4 protein-coding genes are annotated in these 6,478 nt (G+C 42.9%); 1 reads left to right on the top strand and 3 read right to left on the bottom strand.

Features of this window, described 5'->3' with window-relative positions; all coding sequences use genetic code 11:
• Positions 1-321: 321 nt before the first annotated feature.
• The 3 genes from ABIL39_08005 to ABIL39_07995 form a co-directional block, all read right to left on the bottom strand.
• Positions 322-1,641, bottom strand: a complete 1,320-nt coding sequence (locus ABIL39_08005; GenBank protein ID MEO0166065.1) for a glutamine synthetase family protein — start codon at positions 1,639-1,641, stop codon at positions 322-324.
• Positions 1,638-3,206, bottom strand: a complete 1,569-nt coding sequence (pruA, locus tag ABIL39_08000; GenBank protein MEO0166064.1) for an L-glutamate gamma-semialdehyde dehydrogenase — start codon at positions 3,204-3,206, stop codon at positions 1,638-1,640. The genes ABIL39_08005 and pruA overlap by 4 nt, the downstream gene beginning before the upstream one ends.
• Before the next feature lie 169 nt (positions 3,207-3,375).
• Positions 3,376-4,902, bottom strand: coding sequence for a tetratricopeptide repeat protein (locus ABIL39_07995; GenBank protein ID MEO0166063.1), 1,527 nt, complete (start codon positions 4,900-4,902; stop codon positions 3,376-3,378).
• Between the two features lie 84 nt (positions 4,903-4,986).
• Between ABIL39_07995 and ABIL39_07990 the strand changes: the two genes are divergently transcribed.
• Complete coding sequence (locus ABIL39_07990) at positions 4,987-6,474, top strand: DUF4832 domain-containing protein (protein ID MEO0166062.1); 1,488 nt, start codon at positions 4,987-4,989, stop codon at positions 6,472-6,474.
• Positions 6,475-6,478: the final 4 nt, after the last annotated feature.

Genomic DNA, 6,478 nt, shown 5'->3' with positions numbered 1-6,478 from the left:
ATAGAAAGAGATATAATCACAGGAGTAAAGAGCATGATTAATTCAATTCTAAAACTATACTCTTATTCGCCTGAGAATCTAAATTTATTTTGGGTAAGATTTTATTTTGATGAAAGACGGAATTTATGAGTAATGCTGGGACGTATCCAATTTGATCGGATTATTTTATGCGAGTAGTTTAGAGCAAGTATTTTTGCGGAGGCTGAAGCCTCACCCTACATTTTTTGAATCCCTCGCCAAAAGGAGAACCGTAGACAAGTTTTTTAAGAAGCGAGAGAGAAAAACGCCTCTATTTTCCTGTATTCCGCTCTTCTGCCTTTGTTAATATATCTCCAGATACTTATCAATCTCCCATTTTGAAACCTGGATGGAGTATTCGTTCCATTCGCGCAGTTTTATCTCGTAGTATTTTTCAAAGAGAACATCGCCAAGGACTTTTTTTACCAGTTCACTTTTGCGATAAAATTCCAAGGCTTCCCACAAAGACCGGGGTAAGACATCAATACCCTTGGTCTGCAAATCAATACTCTCAAACTGGTAAACATTCTCTTCCACTGGTTTCGGAGGTCTGAGTCTCTTTTTCACACCATCCATACCCGCTTCCAGAATAACACTGAAGGCTAAATAGGGATTGGCACAGGGGTCAACTGATCGAAGCTCTAACCGCGTGCTATTTAATCTATTCTTAGTAATCTGGGGTACGCGCACCAGTGCTGAACGATTCATCCTTCCCCAGCAGATATAAACCGGTGCTTCGAAGCCGGAAACAAGTCTTTTGTATGAGTTCACAATCGGCGAAATCACCGCGGAAATTTCTTTTATGTGATTCAAGAGTCCTGCAAGATAATGGTAGGCAATCTCTGAAAGACCATAAGCATCCTTCGGGTCCGCAAAAATATTCTTACCATTCTTGAAGATGCTCTGGTGGGTATGCATCCCAGATCCTGCCATTCCAAATAGCGGTTTGGGCATGAATGTCGCATAGAGATTATGTTCTTCTGCTACCCGTTTTATCACCATTTTCGCGGTGAGGATATTATCGGCAAGGTGGAGGGCATCGCAATATCGTAGATCAATCTCATGCTGGCTTTTGCCTACTTCATGATGACCGGCTTCCACCACAATTCCGAATTGCGCGAGTTTTTCACACATCTGCTTGCGCACCCGTAATGCCAAATCACCACCCAAATCGAAATAACCTACCTGATCATGGAGTAATGGCATTATCTTTGACCCATCCCGCTGGAAGAGGTAGAACTCCAGCTCCGCACCCACATTAAATTCCATGTGATTTTTCTGAAGTGTGGAGAGGGCGCGTTTGAGCAAACCTCGGGGATCAACAGGGGAAGGTCGATGGTCCGGACCATAGACATCACAGATAAAACGGGCAGTATCTTCGGTTGCCCACGGGATGATGCGAAAGGTCGAAAGGTCCGGCTTTAAAAACATATCGCTCTCGCAGATCCGACCAAAGCCTTCGACCGAGGAACCATCAAACCATATCCCATCGCTAATCGCCTTATCCAATTCGTTGGTGGTTATGGTGAGATTCTTTATTGAGCCCAAAATATCCGAGAACCAAAGATCGATGAATTTTATATTGTATTTTTTTATCTCCTTGATTATTTCTCCTTTGGTCATTTCTTCTTCCTCTTTTTTACTCCAATATATTCGCCGATCGCCTTCGCCTGGGTGAAGAGTAAAAGATAGTCAGGACCACCTGCTTTGGAATCGGTTCCTGACATGTTGAACCCACCAAAAGGATGGACTCCCACCAAGGCACCGGTGCATTTCCGGTTGATGTAAAGATTTCCGACAAAGAACTCCCTCTTAGCCTTTTCTATCTTCTTTCTATTTTTGGTATAAACCGCACCGGTCAGACCGTATTCAGAATCGTTGGCAAGTTCCAGGGCATGATCAAAATTCCGTGCCCTGATTACCGCGAGGACTGGACCGAATATCTCCTCCTGGAAGATACGTGCCTTGGGACTGTCAATCTCAATCACCGTCGGTCTTATAAACCATCCTTCATCGCCCGCGGGTTCTCCACCACAAACCAGCCGACCCTCAGACTTTCCGATGTTGATATACTCCATAATGGAATTATAAGCACTCTGGCTGATCACTGGACCCATATAATTCTCATAATATTTAACCGGTCCGACCTTTATCGCCTCCACCCGTGGAATAAACTTCTCCATGAATTTTTCATAAATTTTGTCATCAAGGATCAATCGTGAACAAGCTGAACACTTCTGTCCCTGATAACCATAGGCTGAGACCAGCACCCCATTTACCGCACTATCGATATCCGCTTCGGAATCTACGATGATCGCATCCTTGCCGCCCATTTCGGCAACCACTCTTTTTATCCAGATCTGCCCGGGTTGGGTCTTTGCTGCCTGTTCCACAATCCGCAAGCCGACTTCCTTGGAACCGGTAAAGGCAATGAAACGCGTCTTGGGATGGCGCACCAGATAATCGCCAGCCAGAGCTCCGGGTCCGGTTACAAAATTCACCACGCCGGCAGGAACCTTTGCTTCTTCTACGATTTCCATAAATTTATAGGCGATCGTCGGCGTCTCACTTGAAGGTTTAAGGATAACCGTATTCCCACAAACGAAAGAGGCGGTCGTCATCCCCGTGAGTATCGCCATTGGGAAGTTCCAGGGTGGGATGACCACACCCACACCTAATGGAATGTATATCTGAATATCTCTTTCACCTGGATACTGGATGAGTTTTGGACCCTTATCATACCGCAATGCCTCCCGACCATAGTATTCACAAAAGTCTATAGCCTCAGCAATGTCAGCATCCGCCTCATTCCAATTTTTACCTGCCTCAAAGACAAGCCAGGCATCGAGTTCCAAGCGCCGCCGGCGCATGATGTTAGCCATCTTAAATAAATAATTTGCCCTGACTTTTGCCGGTGTATATTGCCAGGTTTTAAAAGTCTCGAGTGCTGCTTCCATCGCCTGTTCGGCAATCTTCTCATCTGCTTTCTGGAAGACGCCCACAACCTGGTCTTTTTTTGAAGGATTATAAGAAATCAGCTTATTGCTTGTCTTAATTCTTTTACCCCCGATGATAAGATCATATTCCCGACCAAATTGGGCTTCTACCTCAGCCAGGGCTTTTTCCATCTTCTTTCTATTTTCCAACTTTGTAAAATCCGTATAAGGTTCATTTCTGAATGGCTTCATATCAAATACCTCCTTCTGCCACCAATTATAGCGAAATATTGATCAAAGTCAATAAATTTACTCCCAACTTAAAACCTACCAAGGGAATATTTCAGGTCTATCCTTGAGTTATATTCCTAACGACACATCCGTTGACCAGAAAATTCTTATCCCTCGATTAAAAAACGCACTATCTGCCGATTTGCTCGAGCAGAGCAGTGGTCCTAATTAACCAGCCGCCGGCTCCTATCTTATTAAATAGGCGCTGGGCTTGAATCAAGTAGTGCTGGGCATCTTTTAATTTCTTCTTTTCTTTCAACATTTCTCCATAATAATAATAACTTTTTGCAATCTCAAATTTCTGCTTTAAACTTAAAAAAATCTTTATTGCCGCTTTAAACTTATTTTCTACCGTCTTTAACTCATCAATAGTACCTTGGGCAAGCATTCTCGCCTCCAGCAGAAGTATTTCACCCTGATCTTTGGGTGAACTTATCTCAAGGGCTAATCTCCGGGCTTGCTGAAAATAGTATTGAATGCGGGTAAATTTTTTTTGGGCAAATAATAACTCACAATAGGCAAAATATACTCGCATCAAAATTTCTTTTTTTCCAATTTTTTTAGTACTTCTTTCCGCCCTTTTTAAAAACCTGAGAGCCGCTTTAAAATTTTGCAGCATAAGATTAAGATTTGCCAGATGAATGAGCGCGATGTTCAAATTTGCTAAATCCTTAACTCTCTCGCTGATGGTCAATGCCTTCTGGAGGTGAAAAAGTGCCTGGTTGAAATTGCCTTGGATCGTATAAAGGTAGCCTAAATTATTATGGATACCCCTCAAATCGTTAGGATTGCCAATCCTCTCCCGTAGTGCTTTCGCTTTTTCAAAATAAACGATCGCATTTCGATAATTACCTAAGATGCTGTAAACACTGCCAATGTTGTTATAGGCGACTGCCTCTTCACGCATCGTGCCTACTTTTTTCGCAATCAACGCGGCTTGGAAAAAATACCGTAAGGCGGTAGGGTAAGCACCCTGGGTATAAAAAATTACCCCGATATTAATACAACTTTCGGCAATCCTTTCATTATCACCAATTTTTTTTCTAATCTGTAAACTCTTTTTGAAATATCTCAGCGCCTCGCTATTTTTACCAAGTGCATGGTAGATCGTCCCAATATTGTTCAAAGTATAACCCAATCCAATAAGTGCTTGGGTATTATTTTGCAACCGCAGGCTCTTTTTGTAAAAAGCCAATGCCTTCTTATACTCGCCGAGGGAATCATAGACAAGGGCGATATTATGGAGGTTACAAGCAAGATTTTCGATATATCGATATCTGCTATTAATCCGCCAAGATTTCTTATGGTATTCTAAAGCCTTTTTGTAATTATTCTGGGAATAGTAAAAAAGTGCCAGTTTGTTATATCCAGCAGCAATTCTTTGAAAATCTTTGATTTTTCTGGAAAAGCAAATCGCCCGGGTTGATGTCTCAAACATTGCTTTATACTGATTCAGGGAGTGATAAATATCGCTCAACTGTAAAAAGCCATCGGCCATCAATTTATCATCCTGGATTCTTTGCGCAACTTTTATTGCGGCATAAGTATCCCTCAGTGCTAAACGGTTTTTCCCCAGGATGTTCCAGACCGCGGCCCTACTCAACAATGCCTTGGTAAATAGCATTACAATATTTGGAAAATTGCCGGACTGACCCATTAGCTCTGCTATTGAATAATATTCAGCCGGAACAAAAAGTCAAGGTAATGTTGACTTTTATCTTATTTGACGTATAATATAACTATGAAAATGTTGCGAGCCAGATCAAAATATCTGATCCTTTGGTGTATTATCCTTCTCCAACCCTTGTGTAGTAAAAAACATAACCATGGTCCGATGGTCACAGTCAACCCACTGGAAAACACCGATTCAATATTTGCCAACCCCGGAATGGGCTGGCAGACATTCTACCGGGCGGCGGATAATGACCCGAATCTTGCCGGGTTGCCCACAACGACAATCTATCGGCGTTTCAGCTGGTACGAATTAGAACCCACCCCCGGAAATTTTAACTTTGCCCTTTTTGAAGACTGGTTGAACCGGGCAAAGAAAAACGGACAGCGATTGGCCTGGCGTTTGATGATCGCCGCAAGCGGCCTCTCTTCTTCAGTCCCTTTATTGGGTTATGCACCCCTCTGGTTGATTGATGAAGGTGCGAGTGGTTGGATCTATTATTACGATGGAAACGAGAATAACCAGCAAGATCCCAATGAGCCGGATATATGGACACCAGACCTCGCCGATTCGGTAACAGACTATTATCACACCCGTCTTGTCCAGGAATTTGCTCGGCGTTACTATCTAAATCCCTACCTGGACATCATTGATATCGGCTCAGTAGGGTTATGGGGTGAATGGCATTTTTATGCCACAAAAATCAAGCAAATCGTGGGAAATCCTCCGAGTGGGGGCACGGTGGGTGGAAGAATTCCCATGTATTCAGAAGGTGTCCGAAAAAGAATTATTGATCTATGGAACCAATCTTTTCCCAGCACCCCCAAGGTGATGTTGATTGGCGATTCGCTGGGCATGTATTATGCTACAAACATACTCCGAACCGGCTGGCGTGCAGACTCCTGGGGAGACATGAACTGGCATATGCCTTATTTTTATGACCAGCAATTACAAAAAACCAATGCTACACAAGCCTGGAAAAACGGTCCAGTGGCTTTGGAACCAGGCTGGAATATGGAATACTGGCAGTCGCAGGGATGGGATATTGACTACATTCTACAATGGGCGATTGACCACCATGCCTCTTATATCCAGAACAAAAGTGCGGTTATCCCTTCTGCCTGGATACCCAAAATCAAAAATGCCTTAAAAAAAATTGGTTATCGGTTAGTCCTTCGTGAATTTCAATATCCAGAATATGTTTATAAAAATTCCCCCTTTGAAATTAATATGGTCTGGGAGAACACTGGCTCAGCACCGTCTTACTGGGATTATTACCTATATCTCCAATTAAGAAAAGAAATCAATAATGTATTAGTGAAATGGGATTCGCCTGCCCTGCTCTCCATAAAGGGCTGGCTTCCCGGATTACGGAATGAAAAAGTAGTAATCACACTTCCTGAAGAATTACCCACTGGTGAATATGATATTTATCTGGGTATCTTCAGCCCTTTTGCCGAACATACCCATCCCAACTTAAAATGTATCAAACTGGCAATCCAAAATTCTGCGGATGCGGAGGGTTGGTATTTATTGAGCTCGATAGAAGTTAGATAGCCGT

This window comes from candidate division WOR-3 bacterium (assembly GCA_039802205.1).
Lineage (GTDB): Bacteria > Hydrothermota > Tepidihabitantia > SM23-42 > JAOAFX01 > JAOAFX01.
This window is presented reverse-complemented; position numbering and strand designations above follow the sequence as displayed.